The 21,750-nt window shown below is 73.5% G+C and carries 26 protein-coding genes and 2 tRNA genes; 15 read left to right on the forward strand and 13 right to left on the reverse strand.

Translation table 11 applies throughout. The features are described 5' to 3' along the window. Positions 1-12: 12 nt before the first annotated feature. Positions 13-951 (reverse strand): hypothetical protein, encoded by a 939-nt coding sequence (locus FB388_RS26730; RefSeq protein ID WP_142104899.1) that lies wholly within the window; start codon positions 949-951, stop codon positions 13-15. 360 nt (positions 952-1,311) lie between these two features. Here FB388_RS26730 and FB388_RS26735 point away from each other — a divergent pair, with 360 nt between their 5' ends. Next, complete coding sequence (locus FB388_RS26735) at positions 1,312-1,677, forward strand: tyrosine-type recombinase/integrase (protein ID WP_142104900.1); 366 nt, start codon at positions 1,312-1,314, stop codon at positions 1,675-1,677. A gap of 81 nt (positions 1,678-1,758) precedes the next feature. On the opposite strand, the gene FB388_RS26740 is transcribed toward FB388_RS26735, so the two are convergent. Beyond that, positions 1,759-1,832: transfer RNA gene (locus tag FB388_RS26740), tRNA-Gly, on the reverse strand. A gap of 93 nt (positions 1,833-1,925) precedes the next feature. Between FB388_RS26740 and FB388_RS26745 the strand changes: the two genes are divergently transcribed. Then, a tRNA-Pro gene (locus FB388_RS26745) sits at positions 1,926-2,002 on the forward strand. A 2-nt stretch (positions 2,003-2,004) separates the two neighbouring features. Here FB388_RS26745 and FB388_RS26750 read toward each other — a convergent pair. Then, a complete protein-coding gene (locus FB388_RS26750) occupies positions 2,005-2,988 on the reverse strand; it encodes a methyltransferase (RefSeq protein ID WP_142106309.1) in 984 nt (327 codons plus the stop codon). 220 nt (positions 2,989-3,208) lie between these two features. Between FB388_RS26750 and FB388_RS26755 the strand changes: the two genes are divergently transcribed. Genes FB388_RS26755 through FB388_RS26765 form a run of 3 tightly spaced genes read left to right on the forward strand, consistent with a single transcriptional unit; the run spans position 3,209 to position 5,156 of the window. Next, a complete protein-coding gene (locus FB388_RS26755) occupies positions 3,209-3,607 on the forward strand; it encodes a cupin domain-containing protein (protein ID WP_142104901.1) in 399 nt (132 codons plus the stop codon). A 17-nt stretch (positions 3,608-3,624) separates the two neighbouring features. After that, positions 3,625-4,503: an alpha/beta fold hydrolase gene (locus FB388_RS26760; RefSeq protein WP_142104902.1), complete on the forward strand. Its 879-nt coding sequence runs from the start codon at positions 3,625-3,627 to the stop codon at positions 4,501-4,503. Beyond that, positions 4,503-5,156 carry an RraA family protein gene (locus FB388_RS26765; protein WP_142104903.1) on the forward strand — a complete coding sequence of 218 codons (654 nt, stop codon included), beginning with the start codon at positions 4,503-4,505 and terminating at the stop codon, positions 5,154-5,156. Before FB388_RS26760 ends, FB388_RS26765 begins: the two co-directional genes overlap by 1 nt. Here the strand turns inward: FB388_RS26765 and FB388_RS26770 are convergent. Continuing rightward, complete coding sequence (locus FB388_RS26770) at positions 5,153-5,497, reverse strand: VOC family protein (protein WP_142104904.1); 345 nt, start codon at positions 5,495-5,497, stop codon at positions 5,153-5,155. The two genes, FB388_RS26765 and FB388_RS26770, sit on opposite strands and share 4 nt — an antisense overlap. Positions 5,498-5,502: 5 nt before the next feature. Next, on the reverse strand, positions 5,503-6,348 hold the full coding sequence (locus FB388_RS26775; protein WP_246122431.1) for a Mut7-C ubiquitin/RNAse domain-containing protein: 846 nt from the start codon (positions 6,346-6,348) through the stop codon (positions 5,503-5,505). Between the two features lie 54 nt (positions 6,349-6,402). Between FB388_RS26775 and FB388_RS26780 the strand changes: the two genes are divergently transcribed. Further along, complete coding sequence (locus FB388_RS26780) at positions 6,403-6,933, forward strand: PH domain-containing protein (RefSeq protein ID WP_142104905.1); 531 nt, start codon at positions 6,403-6,405, stop codon at positions 6,931-6,933. After that, positions 6,930-8,438 carry a PH domain-containing protein gene (locus FB388_RS26785; protein WP_246122435.1) on the forward strand — a complete coding sequence of 503 codons (1,509 nt, stop codon included), beginning with the start codon at positions 6,930-6,932 and terminating at the stop codon, positions 8,436-8,438. Before FB388_RS26780 ends, FB388_RS26785 begins: the two co-directional genes overlap by 4 nt. Here the strand turns inward: FB388_RS26785 and FB388_RS26790 are convergent. Next, complete coding sequence (locus tag FB388_RS26790) at positions 8,427-8,978, reverse strand: TetR family transcriptional regulator (RefSeq protein ID WP_142104906.1); 552 nt, start codon at positions 8,976-8,978, stop codon at positions 8,427-8,429. The genes FB388_RS26785 and FB388_RS26790 overlap by 12 nt on opposite strands. Before the next feature lie 48 nt (positions 8,979-9,026). On the opposite strand from FB388_RS26790, the gene FB388_RS26795 reads away from it, so the two are divergent. After that, entirely contained in the window at positions 9,027-9,518 is a 492-nt protein-coding gene (locus FB388_RS26795; protein ID WP_142104907.1) for a GNAT family N-acetyltransferase, read from the forward strand. A 43-nt stretch (positions 9,519-9,561) separates the two neighbouring features. Here FB388_RS26795 and FB388_RS39630 read toward each other — a convergent pair whose 3' ends face one another. Both FB388_RS39630 and FB388_RS26805 read right to left on the reverse strand, forming a co-directional pair. Next, positions 9,562-9,717, reverse strand: coding sequence for a hypothetical protein (locus FB388_RS39630; protein ID WP_170225843.1), 156 nt, complete (start codon positions 9,715-9,717; stop codon positions 9,562-9,564). A gap of 256 nt (positions 9,718-9,973) precedes the next feature. After that, the gene (locus tag FB388_RS26805) at positions 9,974-10,723 is read right to left on the reverse strand and encodes an HAD-IIA family hydrolase (protein ID WP_211362354.1); all 750 of its coding nucleotides are present in this window, start codon (positions 10,721-10,723) and stop codon (positions 9,974-9,976) included. Positions 10,724-10,830: 107 nt separating this feature from the next. Here FB388_RS26805 and FB388_RS26810 point away from each other — a divergent pair, with 107 nt between their 5' ends. Further along, positions 10,831-11,595, forward strand: coding sequence for a hypothetical protein (locus FB388_RS26810; RefSeq protein WP_142104910.1), 765 nt, complete (start codon positions 10,831-10,833; stop codon positions 11,593-11,595). A gap of 54 nt (positions 11,596-11,649) precedes the next feature. Here the strand turns inward: FB388_RS26810 and FB388_RS26815 are convergent, their stop codons facing one another. Next, a complete protein-coding gene (locus tag FB388_RS26815) occupies positions 11,650-12,120 on the reverse strand; it encodes a carboxymuconolactone decarboxylase family protein (RefSeq protein ID WP_425468573.1) in 471 nt (156 codons plus the stop codon). 74 nt (positions 12,121-12,194) lie between these two features. On the opposite strand from FB388_RS26815, the gene FB388_RS26820 reads away from it, so the two are divergent. Beyond that, positions 12,195-13,067 (forward strand): sigma-70 family RNA polymerase sigma factor, encoded by an 873-nt coding sequence (locus tag FB388_RS26820; protein ID WP_142104911.1) that lies wholly within the window; start codon positions 12,195-12,197, stop codon positions 13,065-13,067. Here the strand turns inward: FB388_RS26820 and FB388_RS26825 are convergent. Then, on the reverse strand, positions 13,064-14,149 hold the full coding sequence (locus FB388_RS26825; RefSeq protein WP_142104912.1) for a winged helix DNA-binding domain-containing protein: 1,086 nt from the start codon (positions 14,147-14,149) through the stop codon (positions 13,064-13,066). The genes FB388_RS26820 and FB388_RS26825 overlap by 4 nt on opposite strands. A 204-nt stretch (positions 14,150-14,353) precedes the next feature. On the opposite strand from FB388_RS26825, the gene FB388_RS26830 reads away from it, so the two are divergent. Then, positions 14,354-15,085 carry an alpha/beta fold hydrolase gene (locus tag FB388_RS26830; RefSeq protein ID WP_142104913.1) on the forward strand — a complete coding sequence of 244 codons (732 nt, stop codon included), beginning with the start codon at positions 14,354-14,356 and terminating at the stop codon, positions 15,083-15,085. 25 nt (positions 15,086-15,110) lie between these two features. Further along, the gene (locus FB388_RS26835) at positions 15,111-16,313 is read left to right on the forward strand and encodes a cytochrome P450 family protein (protein ID WP_142104914.1); all 1,203 of its coding nucleotides are present in this window, start codon (positions 15,111-15,113) and stop codon (positions 16,311-16,313) included. Here the strand turns inward: FB388_RS26835 and FB388_RS26840 are convergent. The 3 genes from FB388_RS26840 to FB388_RS26850 are packed head-to-tail and all read right to left on the reverse strand — an operon-like array spanning position 16,273 to position 18,861. Next, a complete protein-coding gene (locus FB388_RS26840) occupies positions 16,273-17,124 on the reverse strand; it encodes an Fpg/Nei family DNA glycosylase (protein WP_142104915.1) in 852 nt (283 codons plus the stop codon). The two genes, FB388_RS26835 and FB388_RS26840, sit on opposite strands and share 41 nt — an antisense overlap. Then, positions 17,124-17,624, reverse strand: coding sequence for a ribose-5-phosphate isomerase (locus FB388_RS26845; RefSeq protein WP_142104916.1), 501 nt, complete (start codon positions 17,622-17,624; stop codon positions 17,124-17,126). The genes FB388_RS26840 and FB388_RS26845 overlap by 1 nt, the downstream gene beginning before the upstream one ends. A gap of 16 nt (positions 17,625-17,640) precedes the next feature. Continuing rightward, positions 17,641-18,861 (reverse strand): AI-2E family transporter, encoded by a 1,221-nt coding sequence (locus FB388_RS26850; RefSeq protein ID WP_246122437.1) that lies wholly within the window; start codon positions 18,859-18,861, stop codon positions 17,641-17,643. A gap of 226 nt (positions 18,862-19,087) precedes the next feature. On the opposite strand from FB388_RS26850, the gene FB388_RS26855 reads away from it, so the two are divergent. Genes FB388_RS26855 through FB388_RS26860 form a run of 3 tightly spaced genes read left to right on the forward strand, consistent with a single transcriptional unit; the run spans position 19,088 to position 21,737 of the window. Continuing rightward, on the forward strand, positions 19,088-19,807 hold the full coding sequence (locus tag FB388_RS26855; protein WP_142104917.1) for a hypothetical protein: 720 nt from the start codon (positions 19,088-19,090) through the stop codon (positions 19,805-19,807). After that, positions 19,804-20,496, forward strand: a complete 693-nt coding sequence (locus tag FB388_RS40570) for a hypothetical protein (protein WP_246122439.1) — start codon at positions 19,804-19,806, stop codon at positions 20,494-20,496. Before FB388_RS26855 ends, FB388_RS40570 begins: the two co-directional genes overlap by 4 nt. Then, positions 20,493-21,737: a MinD/ParA family ATP-binding protein gene (locus tag FB388_RS26860; protein ID WP_246122441.1), complete on the forward strand. Its 1,245-nt coding sequence runs from the start codon at positions 20,493-20,495 to the stop codon at positions 21,735-21,737. Before FB388_RS40570 ends, FB388_RS26860 begins: the two co-directional genes overlap by 4 nt. The last annotated feature ends 13 nt before the right edge of the window (positions 21,738-21,750 follow it).

A 21,750-nucleotide genomic window follows, 5' to 3' on the forward strand; every position in this document is an offset into this window, starting at 1 on the left:
GCCGGCCGGGCTTCATGAGCGCCACGACGGGTGAGTGATCACGCCCTCCGGGAGCGGCCATGTCGTCGTGGAGACGCTCATCCGGGTGTCGTGCGGGAACCAGTCGTGCTCGTCGGGTGGGAGCGGCGTGCGCACGAAGCACCGGTGCAGCAGCAACTCCCTGCGCCGCTGCAGCGACCGCTCGGCATCCGGGCTGGGACGGCCGACTCGCGGCACCGGCGCGTCGGTGCCGATGTCGGTGTCGCCGTCCCAGTTGAGGTGCAGCCCCTCCGCGTCCGAGTAGAAGCGCGGAAACGCCGTTCCCCACTGGGAGTTCCCGCCCCAGCCGTGCGAAAGATCGTTGGTGCCGCGGGGGTGACGGCTGAAGGTGAAGTACAGCGTGGAGGTGGTCGCCGTGACCGGGTCGATGAGGTGGCCCGGCGCGCGCACCCGGACCCCGGCGCGGGAGAACAGCAGATCGCCGTACCAGTGGCCGGGCCACAGCACATCCTCGACGGTCGCGGTCGTCGCACTGTCGTCCGCCACGACGGCGAAGATCTCGTGGTGGAACGGGGAGAACGATCCGCTGTGCTCGAACGGCGTGAGGCCGATTCGGGTGAGGAAGTCGGTGCGCGCTGTGGACGCCGGCCGGTCGAACCGTCTCCCTCCGGCCGTCCCGAACTCGGGCGGCACCGACCCCTGCGGGCAGGCCTTCTCGAGGAGGTGGTCGCTGATCCGGCTCAGGGCGTACATCTCCCGGATGCGCTGCAGCTGCTCGTCCTCGACGGTGTAGTGGCCCCGAGCGGGCAGGCGCTCGCGCCGCCGGAGAGGCTCCAGCTCGGAGAGCCACACCGCGGCCGCCTCGGTCACGCCGTCGAGGAACCCGCGGCGTTCATCGAGGCGCTCACCGTGATCGAGCAGCGAGTGGTAGACCTCGCGGAAGTATCCGTAGCCGCCTGTCCCGAGTCCCATGCGCCGTCCTCCTCGTCCCCGCGGCGTGGCGTGCTCGGTGAGAACGACCTCCCGGACGGGACGACGGTTGGGGGCGGCGGCCGTCCGATCGGGCTGAAGATGCTCATCCCCACCTCGGCGAGCACCACTCGGCCAGTACATCATTTGACGTTCGCGCCGCTGCAAGCTGTCCGGTCAACGGTCAACGCCCAAACGGGTCGACAACCGAACCACCGACCGTCAGTAGACCGTGCCCACCCATACTCCAGGTCGCGAGGGCACTCGCGGAACTGAACAGCGGAGCCCGCCAATTGAAGGACCCGAAGTCGGAAGCCGGCAAGCGGAAGGTGGCGCTGCCGGCGGCGATCCTCCCGGAGATCCGTGAGCACCCCGCGCCGTACCGGAAGATGGACCGGACGGCCGCCTGTTCACCGGGCCCACGGGGCGACGCCGCGTCGTAGCTCATTCAATCGGATCTGGAAGCGAGCGCTCAAGGCCTCGGGCGCGAACCCGGAAATGCATCTGCACGATCTGCGCCACACCGGGGGAACGCTCGCGGCCCAGACAGGGGCCACGCTGAAGGAGATCATGGCGAGGATCGGTCACGGCAGCACGCGGGCAGCGATGATCTACCAGCACGCCACGAGCGAGCGTGATCGGAGGATCGCGGAAGCGCTCGACCTGATGATCCGAGAAGCACGCGCGGCTGGCGAGGAAGCCGCTGCGGAGGGCCCGACGGAGGACTGACCTGGCACGGATCTGGCGCGAACGGCAACGGCCGCCGCTCCGATGATCGGAAGTGGCGGCCGTTTCCGCTGGTCAGCGGCGTGGAGCGGGCGACGGGAATCGAACCCGCGTAGCCAGTTTGGAAGACTGGGGCTCTACCATTGAGCTACGCCCGCATGTTCCCGAGGCTACCCGACCACCCGCACGTGCTCGAAGCCACCCGGTATCCGGTGTCCTGGTGCCGAAGGCGCCGCTTAGACTCTGCCCGACGGGGTGTGGCGCAGCTTGGTAGCGCACTCGCTTTGGGAGCGAGGGGCCGTGGGTTCAAATCCCGCCACCCCGACCATGTCAGGACCGGTCCGGATGATCTTCCGGGCCGCTCCCGAACTCCAGTACCGTCCGCCCGTCCGCCACCGGTGCCGTGCCGCGGAGCACGAGTCCGCATTCGGCGGCCAGCTCGGCGAGCTCGTCGACCGTCCGTTCCCGGCCGGCGAAGCACATCAGCATGAACAGGTCCATCGCGGTGCCGGCCGCCCCGGCGCTCTCGATCACCACCACGGTGCCGTCGGGGCCGGCGGCGCGCCGGCAGCGGGCGAGGATCTTTCGGGCGTGGTCGTCGTCCCAGTCGTGCAGGATGTCGGACAGGAGATATGCGTCGGCCCCCTCGGGCAAGGGGTCGAAGAAGCTGCCGGAGACGGCGGACGCCCGGTTACGGAGTCCGGCGGCCGCGAACCGCTCCGACGCGGCGGTCGCCGTCGGGGGCAGGTCCACCACCTGGCCGCGAACACCGGGATGGGCGTGCAGGATCGCTGCGAGCACCATGCCGTCCCCGCCGCCGACGTCGACGATCTCGGAGAAGCGGCCCCAGGCGAAGCGTTCGGCGATCTGCGCCGCCTGCACCTGGAACCGCCAGTGCATCTGCGCGTCGAAGGAGCGCCGCAGCTCCGGGACGGCATCGAGGTCCTCCCAGAAGCCGCGCCCGTACCGCTGCACGTAACCCGGAGTGCCGGTGGTGAGCGTCCCGAGCAGCTCGACGAAGCCGAGTTCGGCCCGCCCACCGGCGCAGTTGATGTCGAGCAGGGGCTTGATCCCTTCCGGGGCGTCCTCGCTCATCTGGGCGCCGAGTTCCGTGGGTCGGTAACGGCCGGACTCCGTGTCGCGGTCGAAGACGCCGATCGCGACCAGGTGCTCGAGCAGGCGCCGCAAGGCCGGGGCGGCGGTTCCGGTCTCGGCGGCGAGCTGCTCCGCGGTCGCGCCCGCGCTCCCCGAGCGCTCCACCAGGCTGAGTGTCGCCGCAACCCGGATCGACATAGGGGTGGCCAGATCGGCCATGGCTCGGATGGACGGTGCGGCCGTTCGTTGATCCACCGCCCGAAGGTAGACACCCGCGCCGCGCCGCGGCGATCGGGTTCGACCCTGGGACTCGGCCGGCGGACCGTGAGGGGGGCGATCCGCCGGCCGGGCTGAAGAGAGGTTTCCCGAACTCCACCGACCGCACACATCGTCACGTTCGTACAAGCCGGTGCAAGGCACCGCGGGCGACGATCGGGGCATGACGACGACCGACCCGGTCAACCTGACCACCGCGCTGGCCTCCTTCGACGACGTGTACAGCCCCCGGATCGTGGCCCGGATGAACGACTACGACGTGCGCATCGCCCATACGAAGGGCGAGCACGTCTGGCACGTGCACGAGGACACCGACGAGTTCTTCCTCGTCCTCGACGGACGCTTCGACGTCGCGCTCCGGGAGGCCGACGGGACCGAGCGGACGGTCGTGCTGCACCGGGGCGACACGTTCGTCGTGCCGAAGGGCACCGAGCACAAGCCCTCCTCCCCCGGCGGCTCCATCCTGATGCTCGAGCCGAGCGGCACCTCCACCACCGGCGACCGGCACGACGGCGAGATCCCCGATCACGTCGACAGCACGACCGGGCACGACCTCGCGTAGCCGGTACGTTCCGAATCATGTTCGAGGGGTTCGAGCGGGTCAGGGTCGACACCGGCGAGGCGACGATCAACGCCGTGCACGGCGGCACCGGGCCGCCGGTGCTGCTGCTGCACGGGTTCCCCCAGACGTCGGCGATGTGGCACCAGGTGGCGCCCGCCCTGGCACAGCGGCACACAGTGGTGGCCGCCGACCTGCGCGGATACGGCGACTCCAGCCGCCCGCCGTCCGGCGACGACCACGCGAGCTACTCGTTCCGCGCCATGGCGGCCGACCAGGTGGCGCTGATGCGCTCGCTCGGGCACGAGCGCTTCGCGGTGGTCGGGCACGACCGCGGCGCGCGCGTCACCCACCGGATGGCCCTCGACTCGCCGCACGCCGTCACGCGGCTGGCCGTGCTCGACATCCTGCCGACCCTGCACGTCTACACCCACGTCGACCGCAGGCTGGCCACGGCCTACTACCACTGGTTCTTCTTCATCCAGCCCTACGACCTGCCGGAGCGGCTCATCGCCGGGGACCCCGTCGGCTACCTGCACCGGCTGCTGGGAACGTGGGGCGGCGTGCTCGACACGTTCGCGCCGGAGGCGGTGGCCGAGTACGAGCGCGTCTTCGCCGACCCGGACGCGCGCCACGCCATGCTGGAGGACTACCGGGCTGGCGCTTCGGTCGACCTGGAGCACGACCGCGCCGACAGCGGACGTCGCGTCGAGGCGCCGCTGCTCGCGATGTGGGGCACCCGGGGTGTCGTCGGGCGCGGCCCGGACAACCCGGTGGCCGTGTGGCGCGAGCACGCGACCGACGTGCACGGGGTGGCGCTGGACGCCGGGCACTTCCTGGTGGAGGAGCGGCCGGAGGAGGCGCTGGCCGCGCTCGAACGATTCCTGGAGGTGGAGTGATGGACGAGCTGGTCACGCGGCTCTCGCGGCTGCAGGTCTCGTCGCTCTCGGACGCCGACAAGACCCTGCCGGTGTGCGATCCGGCGATCCACGCGCTGGTCGCGGACGTCACGCTGGTGGGCGTCGCTCTCACCGTCCGCGCCGACGGCGACCTGCTCGGCATGATCGACGCGATCGGCCGGGCGGAGCCGGGCACCGTGCTCGTGGTGGCCACCGACGGCCGCCCGCTCGCCGCGTCCGGAGAGCTGTTCGCCACCGAGGGCCGCCGGCGCGGGCTCGCGGGGATCGTCGTCGACGGGTACTGCCGCGACCTGCGCGGGATCCGCCGCGTGGGGCTGCCCGTGTACGCCCGCGGCACGACTCCGGCTGCGGGACCGGCGCTCGGGCCCGCGGTCGTCGGGGAGCCGGTGACGTTCGGCGGGGTCGAGGTGAGCCCGGGTGACCTCGTGTTCGGCGACGACGACGGCCTGCTCATCGCCCCGCCCGAGCGGATCGCGGCTGCGGTGGACCAGGCGGAGGAGATCGAGCGCGTCGAGGCGGAGGTGGCGGCCGGGATGCGCGCCGGCCGGAGCCTGCACGAGCTCACCAACGCCCCCGAACACCTGCGGGCGATCGCCGCGGGCGAGCCGAGCACCTTCCGCTTCCAGCCCTAGCCGATGCAGAACTCGTTGCCCTCGGGATCGCGCATGACCGTCCAGCTGGTCCCGTTCCCGGAACGGTGTTCGTCCCGGGTGGCCCCGAGGGCGACGAGCCGGGCGATCTCGGCTTCCGGGTCGCGGGTGGCGAGGTCGACGTGCACCCGGTTCTTGCCCGCCTTGGGCTCCGGCACCCGGAAGAAGAGCAGGTGGCGGACGCCGCGCGGGTCGTTGGCGCGCAGCCGCACGAAGTCGGGCCGTTCCTCGGTCACCTCGTAACCGGTGACCCCCGCCCAGAACGCGGCGACCCGGCGCGGGTCGGTGCAGTCGAAGGTCACGTTGAACACGAACGACGTCATGACCGTCATGATGGGCGCGTCCTGAGGGCCTCCGCGACGATCGCGTCGAGGCGCCGCCCGTGCGCGCCGCGCCAGAACACCCGCCCGCAGGACCGGCACCGGGAGAACCGCTCGTAGCACCGCAGGGTGCCCGGCTCCAGCCGGTCGGCGACCTCTGCCTTGGGCACATCGGCCAGCTCGCCGTTGCACGCCGAGCAGCGCGTCCACGGAGCGAGCCGCGGCGCGAAGCGGTCCAGCACGTCGGCCAGCTGCGCGTCCGCACCGGCCCCGCGGACGTAGGCACCCGCCCGCAGCGCGCGCCGCATGAGCAGACCCCGGTCCTGCGTGAGCAGGACCCGGTGCTCCCGGCCGGCCCGCTCGACGAGGTCGGCGTCGTCGGCCTCGTTCTCGTACGCGGTGTCGATCCCGAGCAGGCGCAGCCGCCGGGCGAGCGATCCGAGGTGGACGTCGAGCAGGAAGCGGGCACCGTCCGGCAGGGGCTGCGGGCGCGGAGGCGGGGCGAGCTCGATCACCGCGCCGTCGTGGAGTCGCCCGGAGCGCGTGCCGTCGACCACCGGCGGCTGCACCTCGGTCAGTGGGATGCCGAGCGCCTGCACGACGTGTCCAAGCGAGGAGCTGCCGTCGTAGGGCACCACGATCTCGGGGCGCCTCCGGCGGGGCGGGAGGAAGAGCCACAGCGCTGCGCCCGGTCGGACCACGACCTCCATCCGGTCGAGGATCCCAGGAACGCCGGCTCGAGGCAGCCGGGACACCACCGCGGCCATCCGCTCGTCGGACATCGCCCGGATGAAGAACGCGACATCGGCGAGCCACGACGCCCGGCTGCGGTCGTCGGTCGGCAGGATCTCCACCGTGATCGTCCGAACGACCTCGCGGACGGTCGGCGGGCGGCCCGCCGCGATCGCATGGCAAAGGGGGGCGACGTGACCACGACGACCGCACGAAGCGGAGAGCTCCGGCTCCGGCCACCGCGCAACCCCGTCGACCCGCGGGCGGTCAGCTGGTGGCGCACGTCCCTCGCCCTGCTGTTCGCCGTGCCGGTGGTCGCGCTCGTGCTGGCTGCCCTGCTGATCCCGCCCGCGGCGCTCTGGCTGCTGTCGGCCGCCGTCGTCCTCGTGCTCGCGGGGACGCCGCTGACGCTGGCGCTCCCGCGGTGGTGGTACCGCCTGCACCGCTGGGAGGTCACCGACGCCGCCGTCTACACGCGCTCGGGCTACTTCTGGCAGGAGTGGCGGGTGGCGCCGATGTCGCGGATCCAGACCGTCGACACGCAGCGCGGACCGCTCGAGCAGCGCTTCGGGCTCGCGACCGTCACCGTCACGACGGCGTCGGCGAAGGGGGCGCTGAAGATCGAGGGCCTCGACCACGAGGTGGCCGCCGAGCTGGCCGAACGCCTCACGGCCACCACGCAGGCCACGCCGGGGGATGCGACGTGACCGGCTGGACGGCGCTGGACCGGCGCACCGTCGCGGTCACCGCGCTGGTCGTGGCGGGCATGTCGATCACGGCCGGGGTCCCCATCGGCATCGGGATCGCAGGCGCGAGCTCGGCCGGCACCGCCGCGCTCCTGCTGCTGCCGGTCGGGGCCCTGCTCGTGGCCGGCGGCAGCGCCGTCGAGTACGTCCGCTGGCGCCGCACGCGTTACCGGCTGACGCCGGGGCGTTTCGAGCTACGCAGCGGCGTCCTGGTCAGCAAGCACCGGTCGCTGCAGCGCGACCGGATCCGGACCGTCGACATCACGGCCGACCCGCTGCTGCGCGCGTTCGGGCTCGTCGCCGTGCGGATCGGAACCGGCGAGCAGTCCGGGGCGGACGAGGGGTCGGTGGTGCTCCGGCCCGTGCCGGCCGAGGTCGGCGACGCGCTGCGGCGCGAGCTGCTGGACCGGGCGCACCCGCCCGCGGCGACGGACGGGGCGCTCGCCGTGCTCGATCCGCGCTGGATCCGCTATGCGCCGGTGTCGTTCATCGTGCCGCTGCTCGGCGCGAGCGCCTTCGGCGGCGTGCTCCAGGTGTCGGAGTGGTTCGGCCTCCGGTCCACCGTGATCGGCTGGGTCGGGAGCCAGTTCCGCGGCGTGCCCGTCGTGGTGGTGATCGCGGTCCTCGCCGCGGTGGCGCTCGTGGTCGGTGCGGTCGCCTCGCTCGGGCTCTGGGTCGAGATGTGGTGGCACCACCGGCTGGAACGAGAGCCGGGCACGCTGCGGGTGCGCCGGGGCCTGTTCACCACCCGCTCGATCTCGATCGAGGAGGCGCGGCTGCGCGGCGTCGAGCTCGTCGAGCCGCTCGGCGTGCGGCTCGCCGGGGCGGCCCGCGTCGACGCGGTGGCCACCGGGATGGCGGCCGCGGGAAGCGACGACGACAAGTCCGACCGCCGCACCCTGCTACCCGCCGCCCCGGTCGCGGTCGCGCGACGGGTCGCGGCCGAGGTGCTGCGCGAGTCCGAGTCCCCGCTCGAGGCGGTCCAGCTGGTCGGGCATCCCGTGGCCGCGCGCGGGAGGCGACTGCGGTGGGCGCTCGGCTCCGTCGCCGTGGTCGAGGCCCTCCTGGTGATCCTCGGTGTCCTGTTCACCGACGTGTTGCTGCACGTCGCGTGGATCAGCGCGCTCGTACTCGTGCCGGTCGCCGTCGTACTGGCGCTCGACGAGTACCGCAGCCTCGGCCACGGTCTCGGCGAGCGGTACCTGGTGGTCCGCAGCGGCAGCGTCCGGCGTTCGACGGTGGCCCTGCAGCGCGGCGGCATCATCGGCTGGACGTTCCGCCAGTCGGTATTCCAGCGGCGCGCCGGGCTGGTCACCGTGATCGCGACGACCGCCGCGGGCGAGGGCGCGTACGCGGTGTCGGACGCGGGATCGCACGACGGCCTGACGTTCGCGGCCACCGCCGTCCCCGGCCTGCTGACGCCCTTCCTCGAGTCCTCTCCGGAGCCGGCGCTGCTACCCGGCTGAGAGACCGGCCGTCTGCTGCCGGACGGCGGCCGTGGTGCGCTCGACGTCGCCGGTGGCCAGCAGGTCGAGCAAGGCACCGCGGAGCATCGCCAGCACCGCCGTCGGGTCGCCCGCCGGGCCGAGCACCTCGCCGAGGACCTCGATCCAGTCGTGCACACCTTGCGCGGCGAAGCCTGCCCACGGCCCGTCCGGTTCCACGAGGGAGCGGGCGTAACCCTCCGCCCACAGGCGCAGCAGGTCACGCCGCTGCGGGGCGGCCAGCCACTCCCAGAGGCGCCCGACGACCTCGGCCGGCCCGCCGCCCTGCGCCCGCACCTGCGCGAGCAGCGCGAGCTCCTCGGTCCGCGATCGGCCGAGCAGCGCCCGCACCAGGCCGTCCTTGGAACCGAACAGGTACAGCAGCACGCGCGGGCTCGACCCGACGGCCTCCGCGAGCGGACGCAGCGACATGGCGGCCATTCCGGTGCGGAGCACGTAGGCGTACGCCAGCTCCAGCAGCTCCTCCCGGCGCGCGGAAGGGACTTGCGGATCGGCGCCCATGGCGACAGTCTGCACTGAAACACTCGTTTCAGTAGTTGGAGGGTACCGATGGGCGACGTGCGGATCCGCGAGCTCGGGCAGCCGGGCGACCTCGGCTGGGTCGTGCTCGCGCACGGCGAGCAGTACGCGGAGGAGTTCGGCTGGGACAGCTCGTTCGAGGCGCTCGTGGCCCGGATCGTGGCCGACTTCGGCGAGAGCCACGACCCCGTCCGGGAGCGGGCGTGGATCGCGGAGCTCGACGGCAGGCGCGTGGGTTGCGTCTTCTGCGTGGCCGGCGACGAGCCGGGCACGGCGAAGCTGCGGATCCTGCTGGTGCACCCGGACGCCCGCGGGCACGGCGTCGGCACGCAACTCGTGGACGCCTGCGTGGCCTTCGCCCGCGAGGCGGGCTACGAGCGCATGCGGCTCTGGACGAACGACGTGCTCACCGCCGCCCGCCGGATCTACCTCGCCGTCGGCTTCCGGCTCGTGGCCGAGGCGCCGCACCACAGCTTCGGCGTCGACCTGGTGGGACAGGACTACGAGCTCGACCTCTCGTAGTACCGCTCAGCGGCCGCGAGCCGCGGCCGGGAGGTTCGGCCGCCTACGCGGCCACGGCCTCCCACCGCCAGCTCTCGGTCATCGCCTCCGCGCAGTCCGGGCAGGGGACCTCGCAGCCTGCCGTGGCACCGACAGGCAGCTCGGCCTCGACGCCGCACCCGGTGCACATCCACCATCCGGTCGTGATCGTCGTGTCCATGGCTCGATGCTAAATGACACCACTGTCATTCTCGGCCACGCGCGCCGCGCCGACCGATGAGTAACACGCCGTCGGCGTGCCGCGAGTGGATCCGCGGGGGTGGGGTTGACCACGGGCCCCGCGCGGAGCGCTGGGCCCGCGCGCGTCCCCGGCGCCGCGCCCGGCCGGAGAAATCCCCTCCTCGACCGGCCCCGGATCCGCACCGACGTGCCCGCGTGGCGCGGATCCGGCCACGAGGTCGGGACGGTGCCCCGCCCTAGATCTCGCCCACGAGGTCGGCGATCGATGCCACCACGCGGTTGGGCCGGTACGGGTAGCGCTCGACCTCCTCCGCCTGGGTGATCCCGGTCAGCACCAGCACGGTGCGCATCCCGGCCTCGAGGCCCGCGATGATGTCGGTGTCCATCCGGTCGCCGACCATCACCGTCGTCTCGGAGTGGGCCTCCAGCCGGTTCAGCGCCGCCCGCATCATCAGCGAGTTCGGCTTGCCGATGAAGTAGGGATCCACCCCGGTGGCCCGGCTGATCAGCGCGGCCACGGCACCGGTCGCCGGCAGGACCCCGTCGGGCGACGGGCCGGTCGGGTCCGGGTTGGTGGCCACCCACCGCGCACCACCCTTGATCAGGCGGATCGCCGTGGTCACCGCCTCGAAGCTGTACGTGCGCGTCTCCCCGAGCACCACGTAGTCGGGCGCGTTGTCGGTGAGCACGTAGCCGATCTCGTGCAGCGCCGTGGTGAGCCCGGCCTCGCCCACGACGTAGGCGCTGCCCTGCGGCCGCTGGTCGTCGAGGAAGCTCGCCGTGGCGAGCGCCGACGTCCAGATCGACTCGACGGGCAGGTCGATCCCGCTGTTCCGCAGCCGGAACTGCAGGTCCCGCGGGGTGTAGATCGAGTTGTTGGTGAGCACGAGGAACGGCCTGCCGGTGTCGCGCAGGCGGGTGATGAACTCGTCGGCACCGGGGATCAGCCGCCCCTCGTGCACGAGCACACCGTCCATATCGGTCATCCAGCACTCGATCGGCTTGGAGTCGGCCACGGCTGGGGAGCCTATTGGAACGCCGCCGACCCCACCTGCGTTGACGGTGTGACGGTTCCCGATGAGGAGTGGTTCAAGTGGGCACGGTCCTGACCATCCTGGTCATCGCCCTGATCGTGGGTGGCGCCTGGTGGCTGATCCGCCAGCGCAGCGCGGCCCAGGCCCGCGAGCTGGAGGACGCCAAGTCCGAGGCCCGGCGGTGGGTGGAGCGGCTCGGCGGCCAGGTGCTCAACCTCGTCGGCACGGACGAAGCGTCCAGGCAGGCGCTCGCCGACGCCGCGGAGCGGTACAACGCTGCCGGCTCGCAGATGGAGCAGGCGCGCAGCACCGTTCAGGCGCGGCAGGTCATCGAGACCGCCCACGAGGGCCTCTACTACGTGCGCGCCGCCCGCACCGCGATGGGGATCGACCCCGGTCCCGAGCTGCCCCCGCTCCCCGGCCAGCAGCGCGCCGGCGCCGTCAGCGAGGAGCGCGACGTGGAGGTGGAGGGCCACTCCTACAGCGCATCGCCTGCGCCGTCGGGCCGCAACCAGCACTATTACCCGGGCGGCGTGGTGGCGGGGCGGCCGGTCCCGCAGGGCTGGTACTCCGAGCCGTGGTGGAAGCCCGCCCTCGTGGCCGGTGCGTGGGGTGTGGGGTCGGCGCTGCTGTTCAGCGCCATGTTCTCCGGCATGGCCGGCGTGGCCTACGCCGACGGGTTCTCCGACGGCGCGGCCTCCGCCGACGGCGGCGCCGACGACGCGCAGGGTGACGTCGGCGCCGACATGGGCGACCAGGGCGGCTTCGACGACGGCGGGTTCGACGCCGGCGGCGGCTTCGACGGGGGATTCGGCGACTTCTGAACCCGTGAGTGGGTACGGGTGCCGGAGCACTCGTATCCACTCACGCGGTCATTTTCAGGCGGCCTCCCAGCTCGGCGCGTCGGCGCGCTCCCGCACCGTCACGTTGATGCGGTTGAAGAGGTTCAGCGTGCCGACCATGACGAGGAGCGCCGCGAGCTGCTTCTCGTCGTAGTGGTCTGCCGCCTCGTCCCAGACCTCGTCCGGCACGGCCTCGGCGGCCGCGGACCGGTCGGCGGTGCGGGTCACCGCTTCCGCCAGCCGCAACGCGGCGCGTTCGGCGGCGTCGAAGTACGGCGCCTCCCACCACACGGCCACGGCCGTCAGCCGCTCGTCGCTCTCACCCGCCTTCCTGGCCTCGCGGACGTGTCCCTGCACGCACGCGGCGCAGCCGTTGATCTGGCTGACCCGCAGGCCGACCAGCTCGAGCGTGCGCTGCGGTACTCCGCCCTGCCTCGCCGCCTTCAGCAGGTACTGGATGCCCTTCATCGCGTCCGGGAGCACGAACGCCGGGTTGGTCATACGCATGGGTCTTCTCCTGTCACATCTGCGTCCCTCGGTGGGTCAGTGCTCTGACACCCGGCGACGGAGGGATGTGACAGGTGGACGAGCAGGACTTCCTGACGGTGCGGTTCGAGGAGCACCGGCCTCATCTGCACGCGGTGGCGTACCGGATGCTGGGATCGCGCGCCGAGGCCGAGGACGCGGTCCAGGAGGCGTGGCTGCGCGTCACCCGGGCCGACACCGCGGCCGTGGACAACGTGGGCGGGTGGCTCACCACGGTCGTCGCGCGCATCTGCCTGAACGTCCTGCGCACCCGGCACCGCGAGGAGCCGCTCGACGCGCACGTCCCCGACCCGGTCCTGGCGCCCATCGAGTCGTCCGACCCCGAGCAGGAGGCGCTGCTCGCCGACTCGGTCGGGCTCGCGCTCCTCGTCGTGCTCGAGACGCTGGGCCCCGCCGAGCGCCTCGCGTTCGTGCTGCACGACATGTTCGCCGTGCCGTTCGACGAGATCGCCGCCGTGCTCGACCGCAGTGAGACCGCCACCCGCCAGCTGGCCAGCCGGGCGCGCCGCCGCGTGCGCGGTGCGCGTCCGGGAGCGGACGCGGACCTCGGCGCCCAGCGCGCCGTCGTCGAGGCGTTCCTCACCGCGGCACGGGGGGGCGATCTCGAGACGCTCGTCTCCCTACTCGCGCCGGACGTCGTGGTGCGCGCCGACGGTGGGACGCTGCGCCCGAGCTCGGTGGTCCAGGGCCGGGAGGCGGTCGCCCGTGGCGCGATGACGTTCGCGCGGGCGGCCGAGCTGGGCCGGCTCGCGCTGGTCAACGGGTCGGTGGGGGCCGTCGGGCTCACGGAGGGCCGGATCGTCTCGGTGGCGGCGTTCACCGTGTCCGACGGCCGGGTCATCGCGCTCGACATCCTCACCGACCCCGAGCGGCTCGCCCGGCTCGACCCCGCCGTGCTCGACGGCTAGAGGGGCGCCTCGATCCGCACCTCGCGTTCGGCCGCGGGCCAGAGCGCGGCCAGCATCCGCTCGCCCTCGGCCACCACGTCGGCCGCGTCGGCGTCGGCGAGCGGGGCGAGCGGGCGTACGGCCAACCCGTCGGGTCCCGAGGTCCACAGCCCGGCCGCCATCCCGTCCACCAGGAGTGGCCGCACCGGCTTGAGCAGCACCTGTGACCGGTGCTCGGTGGCGAGGATGCGGGTGCGGTCGTCGTGGCCGAGCAACGCGTTGTCGAACTCGCCGAGGAACCGCGGGGGCGCGGGCGTGTCCGGGTCGGGCAGCGGCCCGTCGGCGACGTCGTACAGGGTGCGGCCGCGCTCGTCGGCGAACCGGCGCAGGTCCAGCCGCTCCACCACCTCCCGGATGCCGCCGACGCCGGTGAACGCGCGGATGTCGGCCGTGCTCGCCGGGCCGAACGCACGCAGGTAGCGCAGCACGAGCCACTCGGCAGAGGCGGCGGTTCCGACGGGTCGGCCGAGCACCGCGTCCAAGGGCGCCAGCCGGGCCCGCCCGGTCTCGCCCCAGACCCCGCGGGGCGGCAGCTGCAGGAGCGGTGCGCCGTACTGCACGGCGGCACCGAGCGGCGTCGGCTTCCGGCCCGGGTAGCGCTCCGCGAGCTCGCGGCCCAGCTCCGTGACGGTCAGCGGCCGGTCGCGCAGCAGCTCCAGGCCGGCGGCGACGACCTCGTCGACGTCCAGGCCGGCCAGGTCACGGCCGTACTCGCTGCCCTGGAACACGCGGCGGTGCAGCGCCGCGACGATCGGCGGGAGCGCGAGGGCGTCCTCGACGGTCGTCAGGTGGATGGTGGCGCGCAACGACGGCATCCGGACCAGCGAGAGCTCGGCGACGCGGCGCCCGAGGTCGTGCGGGTCGAACGCGGCCACCCGCGACCAGAGGTCCGGGTAGGGCGCGTTCGGCACCTGCGCCTGCACACCCACGAGGTGGGCCACCGCGTCCGGCACGGCCAGGTCCGCCCGCCGCAGTAGCAGCTGGCGCTCGAGGAAGGCGCGGTTCAGCGCGCGGCGGCCGAGCACCGGCTGGGAGGTCGTCATGCCAGGAACAATACGAACCAATGCGGCACGATCCGTTCCTCGTTCCGAATGTGGGCAGCGGGTACCGATGCACACGACGCCCGGAGGGCGTGGGATGGGCGCATGCAGCACGAGGCGCCGTACGCCGAGACCGTCCGGACCCCCGGATTCCCGATGAACGGGTTCGCCGTGCTGCCGGTGAGGCTGCGATGACGGGGAGGTGCGATGACGGTCTTCGTCCTGGTGCACGGAGGCTGGCACGGTGGCTGGTGCTGGCGACGGGTCGCGCCGCTGCTCCCCGGGTACGACGTCCACTGCCCGACGCTGACCGGTCTCGGTGACCGGGCCCACCTCGCCCGCCCGGACACCGGGCTCGCCGACCACGTGGCGGACGTGGTCGCCGTGCTCGAGCTGGACGACCTGCGCGATGTCGTCCTCGTGGGGCACAGCTCGGGCGGCGCCGTGATCACCGGGGTGGCGCAGCGGTGCCCGGACCGCCTCCGCGAGCTCGTGTACCTCGACGCCTTCGTCCCGGCGCCGGGGCAGTCCGTGTTCGACCTGCTGCCGGCCGCACGGCGCGAGCTCTTCCTCGGGCTCGTCGACGGGTCGGGGCGGATCGTGCTCGACCCGGATACCGCCATGGACGGCTGGGGCCTCACCGCGGCCGCCGATCGGGACTGGGTCCGCCCGCGGCTGCGCCCGTTCCCGGTCGGCGCGCTGCGCGACCCGCTTCCCGCGGATCCGGTGCCCGAGCTGCCCCGCCGGTACATCCATTGCACGGTGAAGCCCGGCGGGGACAGCTTCGCCGGGTTCGCCGACGCGGCCCGCACCGACCCGACATGGCGCCTCGACGCCCTCGGCGCCGGCCACGACGCGATGGTCACCGCTCCGGAGGCCCTCGCCACGTTGTTGACGAGCGGCGGTCTCAGCGCAGTGCCAGCAAAGCCACCTTGCTGACACTCCGAGGGCTAGCGTCGGGACGATGACCACATCGACCACGCCGTCGCCGTTCACCGAGACCACGGGCCCCGCCCGGCACGCCGCCTTCGCCGAGCTCGCGACCACCGGTCCGGTGCAGAAGGTCATGCTGTTCACCGGCGTCCCGGCGTGGGTGGTCACCGGGTACGCCGAGGCCCGCGAGCTGCTCGCGCACCCGGCCCTGGTCAAGATCGAGGGCGGCGGGCCGCACATGGACGCGATGCCGCCCGATCTCAACGCGGCGATGAACACCCACCTGCTCGGCACGAACCCGCCCGACCACACCCGGCTGCGCCGCCTGGTGACCGCCGCGTTCACCGTCCGCCGCATCGAGGCGCTCGCCCCGCGCGTGCAGGAGATCACCGACGCACTGCTCGACGCGCTGGAGGGCGAGGGCGACGGCCCGGTGGACCTCGTCGACGGGTTCGGGTTCCCGCTGCCGATCACCGTGATCACCGAGCTGCTCGGCATCCCGCCGGGCGACCGCGCCGACTTCCGGCGCTGGTCGTCGGTCACCGTCAATGGGACGGTGCACCCGCCGGAGGTCTACGTCGACGCGGCCCGCAGCATGGTCGGCTACGTGCGGGAGCTGATCGGCGCGAAGCGCGCCGACCCCGGCGACGACCTGCTCTCCGCACTGATCGCGGTGCACGAGGGCGGCGACCGGCTCTCCGTGGACGAGCTGACGTCGATGGTGTTCCTGCTGCTCGTTGCCGGGCACGAGACCACCGTCAACCTCATCGTCTCCGGCACGTACGCCCTGCTCCGCAATCCCGACCAGCTCGCGCTGCTGCGGGCCGAACCCGATCGGCTCCCCGCAGCCGTCGAGGAGCTGCTGCGCTACGACGGCCCGGTCCAGGTGACGATCCCGGCGGTGGCGGCCGCACCCATCGACGTGGGCGGGGTGACGATCCCCGCGGGCGAGATCGTGCTGCCGGCCCTGCTCGCTGCCAACCGCGACCCGTCACGCTTCCCCGAGCCCGACCGGCTCGACATCACCCGGCCCTCGAACGCCCACATGGCGTTCGGCCACGGCCTGCACCACTGCCTCGGAGCGCCGCTCGCCCGCCTCGAGGGACGAATCGCGCTGGGCACGCTGATCAACCGCTTCCCCCGGCTGCGGCTCGCCGACCCGGCAGGCGAACCGGCCCGCAACCCGGGGCTGCTCATGAACGGGCTGGTCGCGCTGCCCGTCGTGCTCGGCTGACGCGCTTGCGGCGCTTCGACTGGCAGGTCGGGCACCAGAACAGGTTCCGGGCCGCGTGCTCGGCGTGCGCGACCGGGGTGCCGCACAGCAGGCACGGCTCCCCGGTGCGGCGGTAGACGTAGACGCGCTTGCCGCTCGCGTCCACCGGGCCGTCGGACAGCTCGGCGTGCTCCGGCCGCAGCGTCTCGATCACACCCCTGCGGTAACCCTCGGCGAGCAGGTCCACCAGATCCGCCCAGACCGCGTCCCACTGCTCCCGGCGCAGCTCCCGCCCCGGCAGCTGCGGGTCGAGACCGTGCCGGAACAGCACCTCGGCGCGGTAGACGTTCCCGACGCCCGCGATCACGGACTGGTCCATGAGCAGGGTGGCGAGCGGCGCACGCGAACGCGAGATCCGGGCCCACGCACGGTCGGGGTCGGCATCGGTGCGCAGCGGGTCCTCTCCGAGGCGGGCGCGCACGGCCGCGGCCTCGGCGTCGGTGACGAGCTCGCAGGCCGGTGCCCCGCGCAGGTCGGCGTAGTGCGTGGCCCCCACCATCCGCATCCGCACCTGGCCCACCGGCTCCCCGCCCGGCAGCGGCTCGTCGCTGAACTTCCCGTACAGCCCGAGGTGGACGTGCACCACGAGGTCGGGGCCGTAGTGGTGGAACAGGTGCTTGCCGTGCGCGTCCGTGCGTTCCAGGACGCGCCCGTCGACCAGCGCCGCGCTCGCCGCGAACCGCCCCTGGGGGCTGGACACGGCGACCGGCCGGCCCGCGAAGCGGAGGCGGTGCAGGTCGGCGAGCCGGTGGAGGGTGTGGCCTTCGGGCATCAGTTGGTGGTCGTGGGTGCGGGAACCTGCTCGGGCGGCAGCGCAGGCGGCACGCCGGTGCGCTCGTACTCGGCGAGCAGGTCGATCCGCCGCTGGTGGCGCGGCTCACCGGAGAACGGCGTCGCGACGAACGCGGCGACGATCTCGGCGGCCTCGTCCAGGGTGTGCATCCGGGCCCCGACCGCCACGACCTGGGCGTCGTTGTGCTGGCGGCCGAGGGTGGCGGTCTCGACGCTCCACGCGAGCGCGCACCGGATCCCGGGCACCTTGTTGGCCGCGATCTGCTCGCCGTTGCCGGAGCCGCCGAGCACGACACCGAGGCTGCCCGGGTCGGCCAGGGTGCGCCGGGCGGCCTCCACGCAGAACGGCGGGTAGTCGTCCTGGGCGTCGTATGAGGCGGGACCGACGTCGATCGCCTCGTGGCCCAACCCGGTCAGGTGTGCGACCAGGTGCGTCTTGAGCTCGAAACCGGCGTGATCGGAACCCAGGTAGACCCGCACGATCGGCCATCCTCCCTCACCGGCGGACCTCGGGGACGTCCGGGTCGGGCACGTCCGGGTCCGGCACGGTGGCGTCCGGGGTCGGGGCGCCGGGGGCACCCGGGACCACCTGCACGGTCTCCAGGGGCGGGTCGATGCGCGGTGGCGGGCCGCCGGCCGCGCGGGAGTCGATCCGCTCCCCCAGGTAGCGGACCACGACGGACGCCGCGGCCACCACCGGCACCGAGAGGAACGCGCCCGCTATGCCGTAGAGCGTGCTGCCCGCGGTGACGGCGAGCAGGACGACGGCGGCGTGCAACCGCAGGCTGCGGCCCTGCAGGATCGGCTGCAGCACGTTGCCCTCGAGCTGCTGCACCAAGATGATGAGCGCCAGCACGATCAGCGCGGTGGTGAACCCGTTGCTGACCAGCGCGACGAGCACCGACAGCGTGCCGGCGACCAGCGCGCCGACGATCGGCACGAACCCGCCGAGGAACGTGAGCACGGCGAGCGGGAGCGCCAGCGGCACCCCGAGCACGACCAGCCCGAACCCGATGAGCACGCCGTCGACGAGCGCGACGAGCGCCTGCACGCGGATGAAGTCGCCGAGCGTGTTCCAGATCCGGCGCAGGACCTCGGCCATGTGCCCGCCCGCCCCGTCGCCCGCGAACGACTTCAGCCACGGCAGGAACCGCGGCCCGTCCTTCACGAACAGGAACGCCAGCACGAGCGTGAGCAGGGCGGTGACCACGCCCGACGCCACGCTGCCCACCCCGGTGAGCACGCTGGCCGTGATCGCCGAGACGCTCTGCTGCAGCTGGGCGGTGGCGGTCTGCAGCGCGGCGTCGAGCTGGCTCTGCGCCAGGTTGAGCGGTGGGCCGGACAGCCACTGCTGGATCGCCTGGATGCCGGTCGTGGCGCTCGTGGTGATCTCCGGGACGCTGCCGACCACGGACGTGGTGATGAGCGTGACCAGCCCGGCGAGCACCACGATGCCCGCGAGCACCACCGTTGCCGCGGCCAGCGCATGGGGGAAGCCGCGGTTGCGCAGCCACGCCGTGGGCGGCCAGAGCGCCGTCGCGAGGATGACCGCCAGCAGCGTCGGCATCACGACCGACCACAGAGCGCCGATCAGCAGCCAGATCAGCACCGCGCCCAGTGCGACGAGCACCAGTCGCAAGCTCCACCGGGCGGTCCACGTGATGCCCTCGCCGATCGCGGTGCCACGGCCCCGCTCGGGGGCGTCGCTCGTCGTCACGGCACTCTCCTCCGCTCCCCCGGCTCCCGGGATTCCCGCGCCCAGGCTTCCAGACACCGTCCCTGGGTGTCCTCCGGATCCATGATCAACCACCTGATGTCGCCGGCAACGGAACCCACCGTTCACACCTGCACACGTTTTCCCGCGTTCGGCCGCGGGCGCCCCTTCCGGCTGCCACGGTTCCGCACTGGACCGAGAAGCCACTTCCAGTTGTGAGGCCACCGGAATGGACGCAGGCAGCATCGTCATCGCACTGCTGACGGCGGCGGGCGCCGCCGCAGGCCCTGCAGCGCTCGGCGCGCTCCCGGACGCCACGGCGCCCGTCGCCCGCTGTATCGCCGCCCCCGACGAGGAGCGTTCCGGGAGCGCCCGGTCCGACGCCGGGGTGTCGGCCGAGCAACGGGCCGGCAGCAACGCCGGCCTCGAGGCCAGGGACAGGACCTCCGCCTCGTCGGCGCTCGCCGAGGAGCTCGCCCAGGAGCTCGCGGACGTCGTCGCCGAGAGCGATGACGCCACGTCCCGGCGGCTCGCCGCCGCACTCGCCGCCGCCGGCTTCGAGGCGAGCGCCGGATCGAGCCAGGAGACCGCCGCATCGCGCTCCGACGACAGCGGGCTCGACAGCAGGCTCGACGACAGCAGGCTCGACGACAGCAGGCTCGACGACAGCAGGCTCGACGACAGCGCGCTCGACCGGACCCGCCTCGACGACCGGCTCGGCGAGCGCGACGGCCGGCTCGGCCGGAGCCAGGGCGACGACGACCTGGCCTGCGACGGGCGGGGCGCCGACCAGGACACCGGCGCCAACCGCTCCAGCGACCTGGAGGACGTCCTCTCCAGGAGCTCGGAGCGCGAACGGACGGGTTCCGACCGGTCGAGCTCCCCGGTGGAGCGCGAGGACTCGGGCATCGCGGCTGCGCTCGAGCGCGGCGAGCGGACCGCCGAATGACCAGCGACAGCGGTGCGCCCCGGCCGTGGCGCCGCCCTCCGACGGCCCGGCGGGCCCGCCCTCGGACCTCGGAACACCCGGGGTCGCCGCACCTGCGGCCGGCACCGCAGGCCGGTCCCGGCCCCGCCGCCGACCGCACACGTGCCGACCTCGCCGCGCTCGGCCACCCGCACGCCGCCTCCGCTGCGCCGGCCGCCCTCCCGGCCCGCCGGGCCGACGCCGGGGCGCTGGCCGCGGCGTTCGGCGTCGACTTCCTGTCCTGGGACGAGAGCGACCCGGGGCGGCGGGGTCGCGCACTCGCGCCGTACGTCGCACAGCCGGTGCGGGAGGAGCGGCTCGCGGCCACGGGCTGGTCGGGAAGCGGGCGGCAGCGGGGTGAGCTCGCCCTCCCGGGCGCCGTGATCGCGCTCGCGGAGGACCGGCTGCTGGTGCACGTCCGGGTCCGGGTCACGCCCTTCCGCAGGTTGACGATGACGCCCACCTGCGTCCGGCGCAGCACCGACGTGCTCCCGTACCCGGCCGCGGCGCCGTCACCGAGCGATCCGGAATGGGTGGGGCTCGACTCCTACTGGTACGAGCTCCTCGTCCCGGTCCGGGAGATCACCGACCAGTGGCGGGTGGACATCGGCGCGGTCATCGTGGTGCCGCCCCTGCCCACCGACGTGCGCGACGGGGTGGTTCCGCCGTGACCGTGCAGTCCCACCGCCACCACCCCGGCCGCCCGCCCGAGCCACCGCTCGGCGAGGCACCTCCCGGCCCGGGCCGCCGGGCGACGTGGGCGGACACGCCGTGGCGCCCCGTCTCCCCCGCCTACGGCCGGAACGGCTACGACAGCGACGACCCGCCGACGGAGCCGATCCCGGTGATCCCCCCGGGTCCGGTCGTCCCCGACTGGAGCCGGCTCGCTCCCGTGCAGCCCTACCAGGCGTCGACGGGGTTCCTCCCCGCTGCCCAGATCGACGTCGCGAGCGACGCCGTGCTCACCGACGAGTCGCTGGTGCGGCACCACCGGGCCACGCCCACCGAGGGGTGGCGGCTCGCGCTGTACGCCGCGTCCGGGGGGCGCATCAACCCGGGGCAGAGCGCGCACGAGGCCGCGCGGCTGGAGCTGGTCCACCGCATCCGCCGCCCGTTGCCGGCACCGCACCGGGTCGCCGTCGTCTCGGTCAAGGGTGGCGTCGGGAAGACCACGGTCGCCGCCTGCCTGGGGCTCGTGCTCGCCGAGCTGCGGGGCGACCGGGTCGTTGCGCTCGACGCCAACCCCGACGCGGGCACGCTGTCCGAACGCCTCACCGGGCCCGGCGGTCCCACCGTCCGCGACCTCTACGAGGACATGCCCAACCTGAGCTCGGTCGCCGAGCTCACCCGGTACACCCGCAGCGCGGGCCGGTTGCACGTGCTGGGCAGCGAGCAGGAGCCCGCGATGGGCGAGGCGTTCAGCGCGGAGGAGTACCTCGACGTCACCTCGCTGCTCGAACGCTTCTACAACGTGATCATCACCGACTCGGGCACCGGCATGGTGCACTCGGCGATGGAGGCGACGCTCGCCACCGCCGACAGCCTGGTCGTGGTCGGCTCCCCCACGGTCGACGGCGCCAACCGGGCCAGCCGCACCCTGTCCTTCCTGGCCGACGAGGGCTACCGCGTGGCGGCCGAGCAGTCCGTCGTCGTGCTCTGCGGCGACCGGCACAGCCCGGACGTCGACCGCGCCCTCATCCGGTCCCACTTCGCGACCCGCTGCCGCGCGGTCGTCGACGTCCCGCCCGACCCGCACCTCTCCACCGGCGGCCGGATCGACCCGGCCCTGTGGCGGGGTCCCACCCGCGACGCCTGGTACCTCCTCGCGGCGCACGTCGCCGACGGGTTCGGGGCCCCGTCCCCGACGGCACCGGCGCCCCCGTTCGCGATGCCGATGCCCGACCCCGGGTGAGCCCCATCCGGAC

The organism is Pseudonocardia cypriaca, from assembly GCF_006717045.1.
GTDB classification, from domain to species: domain Bacteria; phylum Actinomycetota; class Actinomycetes; order Mycobacteriales; family Pseudonocardiaceae; genus Pseudonocardia; species Pseudonocardia cypriaca.